The sequence below is a fragment of the Mycobacterium sp. TH-M15 genome, from assembly GCF_057473705.1.
The window spans coordinates 1-3,245 of the sequence record NZ_JBYCLB010000173.1; the positions used below are offsets into that span (position 1 = coordinate 1).

The 3,245-nt window shown below is 71.4% G+C and carries 2 protein-coding genes; both read right to left on the bottom strand.

The window, feature by feature from the left end; genetic code table 11:
• Nucleotides 1–1,055 (bottom strand): serine/threonine-protein kinase (locus AC2VNT_RS04095; protein WP_486945638.1); only part of this gene is annotated, 1,055 nt, incomplete at its 3' end.
• Between the two features lie 128 nt (nucleotides 1,056–1,183).
• Nucleotides 1,184–3,142: a serine/threonine-protein kinase PknD gene (locus AC2VNT_RS04100; RefSeq protein ID WP_486945639.1), complete on the bottom strand. Its 1,959-nt coding sequence runs from the start codon at nucleotides 3,140–3,142 to the stop codon at nucleotides 1,184–1,186.
• Nucleotides 3,143–3,245: the final 103 nt, after the last annotated feature.

Below are 3,245 nucleotides of genomic sequence, written 5' to 3' on the forward strand. Positions count from 1 at the left end.
TCACCGGGGATCGCGCCGCCGACACCGGCGTACCGGGCGTCCGGCGGCGCCCACTCCGACTGCGCCGGAGCCGCCGGGACAGGCACCGGTATCCGCACCGTGGTGTCGTCCACCGACCCCGGCGCCGACGGCTCCGTTGTCGCCGCCGCCGATTCCGCTGGCGCGACCAGATCGCCGCCGCGGCGCAGAATCCGGGCCACCTGGTGCTGCTCGGACTCAGTCAGCGCTTCGCGGGCGGCGGTGGCCAGCTCACCGGCGCTGCGGTAGCGATCCTCGGGCCGCAGCGCCAGGCCCCGGGCGACCACGCCGTCGAGGGTGGCGCGAACCCGGCCGGGCCGCAATCGGCTGGGCCGCGTCAGCGTCTCGGTCCGGCGGGTGTCGATCGCCTCGTCCAGGTCGTCGGCCGGCTGCGGCGGCGCGCCGGTGAGGCAGGCCACCAGCACGCCGGTCAGCGCGTAGACGTCGGCGAGATGGGCGGTCTCTTCCCCGCTCAGATCACCGCTCAGCCGCTCCGGCGCCCGGTAGCCGGTGCGCGGCGCGTCGTCGGTCGACTCCGGGTCGGCGCCGGCGCCGGCCACCCCCAAATCGGTCAGGTAGGCGATGTCCTCGTCGGTGACCAGGATGTTCTCCGGTTTGACCTCGCGATGGGTGATACCGGCGTCGTGCGCGGCATCGAGCGCCGCGGCGACCTGATGAACGATGGCCACTGCCCGCGGCGGGCTCAACGACCCGGAGGACCTCAGCACTGCCCCCAGATCGGTGCCGTCGATCAGCCCGGTCGCCACATACCCGCGCCCGTCGATCTCGCCGTAGTCGTAGACCGGGACGAGGTGCGGCGCGTCGAGCTGCGCGGCCGTCGCGGCCGCGTGTTGGATCCGGTTCCAGAGCGCGGTGTCGGCGAAGCGATCCGAGATCAACTTCAGCGCCACCAGCTGGTCCTTGCGGGTGTCCTCGGCCCGGTAGACCTCACCCAGCTCACCGCGGCCCAGAAACCGCACCAGCCGGTAGGGCCCGAACCGCGACCCCGCCCGCGCCCCCGGCTCGGTGTTGCCCACCGGCGCTCCCTTCACCTGTTCGCCACCAGAAGCCGAATCTACCAGCCGCCACGACAATTCCCAGACCTGGGAGACCCCGGCAAACTCCCGCTACCTGCACGTTGTCGCAATTTGTCGATCACACGGCATCAGCGCGGCTGCAGCGACACCACCCGATCGTTCCCCCGATCGGCGACGTATACGGTTCCCTTCTGGTCCACCGCCACCGCCAAGGGGGTGTTCAGACCGTTGAACGGCAGCACGGTCGGGCTGCTGGCACCGGACGCCAGCTTCAGCACCCGGCTGCTGTCGTGCTCGGTGACGTAGACGTTGCCGGGGCCGTCCACCGCAATGCCCCAGGGCACCGCGAGCCCGGTGATCGGCAGCACGGTCTGCTCGTTGGAGTCGGCGGCCAGCCGGACCACCCGGTTGTTGTCGGTGTCGGTGACGTAGACGTTGCCACCGCTGTCCACGGCAACCCCGTCCGGGTCCTTCAGATCGTGGAACGGCAGCACGATCTGGTTGTCCGAGTCGCTGTCCAGCTTCACCACCCGGCCGTTGCCCCGGTCGGCGACGTACACGGTGCCGTGCGAGTCGACCGCCAGCCCTTCGGGGTAGTTGAGGCCGTCGAAAGCCAGCACGGTCTGGTCGGTCGACCCGGCGGTCAGCTTCACCACCCGGTTGTTGAAGTCGGTGACGTACACCGCGCCGCTGGAGTCCACCGCCAGCCCCTGCGGCTGGTAGAGGCCGTTGAACGGCAGCACCCTCGGCTTGTCCGACCCCGCCGGCAGCTTCACCACCTTGCCGTACATCCCCTCGCTGGTGATGTAGACGTCGCCGGCCCCGTCGACCGCCACCCCACTCGGGGAGAGCCGGAAGTCGAGGCCGTTGAACGGCAGCACCGTCTGCCCCGACGACGAGGTGCCGTGCGACGGCCGGATGAGGAGGTAACCCGCCACCGCGAGGACGACGGCGGCCAGCGCCGCGCCGATGATCACCGGCGTGCGACGGGACCGGGCCGCCCGGTGTACCGGCACCGGCGGGCTGAAGTCGGGCGGACGCGTCCGGCCGGGCGGCACCGAAACCGACGGCTCGGACGGCGGGCTGCGCCAGCTGCCGCGTTCGGTGGGCGGAGCCGACGAAGTCCACTGGCCGCCGCCGGAGACCACCGGACGGGCCATCGTCTCGGCGCCGGCCCCGACGTCGCCGCCCGCCGCCGACGCTCGGCCACCTCGGCGCAGGATGTCGCCGACCCGGTGCTGCTCGGATTCGCTCAACGCCTGGTGTGCCGCGGCGGCCAGCTCACCGGCGCCGCGATAGCGGTCCCCGGGGTTCTTGGCCATGCCCCGGGCGATCACCTCGTCGAAGGCCGCCGGTACCCGGCCCGGCAGCAGTTCGCTGGGCCGCGGCGGCGGCTTGGTGAGATGGGCGCCGACCGCCTGTTCGATGCTCTGCGTCGGATACGGCGGGCTGCCGGTCAGACACTCGGCCAGCACGCAGGCAAGCGAGTACACGTCGGCGGCCCCGGTCACCTCGTCGCCGGTGAACCGCTCCGGGGCCATGTAGTGGTAGGTGCCCATCGCGGTCCCGGTCTGGGTCAGGCTGGGGTCGGCGGCGGCGCGGGCGATGCCGAAATCCAGCAGATACGCGAAGTCGTCCGCGGTGACCAGAATGTTCTCCGGCTTCACGTCCCGGTGCGTCACGCCGCTGGCGTGGGCGGCGTCCAGCGCGGAGGCGACCTGACGGACGATCGCCACCGCCCGGGCCGGGGCCATCGGCCCGAACTGCTTCAGCAGCGCGGACAGGTTGGTCCCGTCGACCAGCCGCATCTCCAGATAGATCAGGCCGTCGATCTCGCCGTAGTCGTGAATGGGAACCACGTGCGGTTCGGTCAACCGTCCGGCGGCCTCCGCCTCGCGCGCCAGCCGGGCCCGGAACTCCGGGTCGCCGGAGAACTGCGACGAGACCAGTTTCACCGCCACCACCCGGTGCTTACGGGTGTCCTCGGCCTCGTAGACCTCGCCCATCCCGCCGCGGGCCACCAACCGCCGCAGCAGATAGGGGCCGAACCGTGAACCCGCCCGCGAACCCGACTCAGTGCTACTCACCCGGTCCTCCCTTCACCCCGTCATCGGGGGATCACGAAATGGCGTTCACCGCCGACAACAGCTTCGATTTGAACGACTCCGGCAGTGGAATCGACCCGTACTG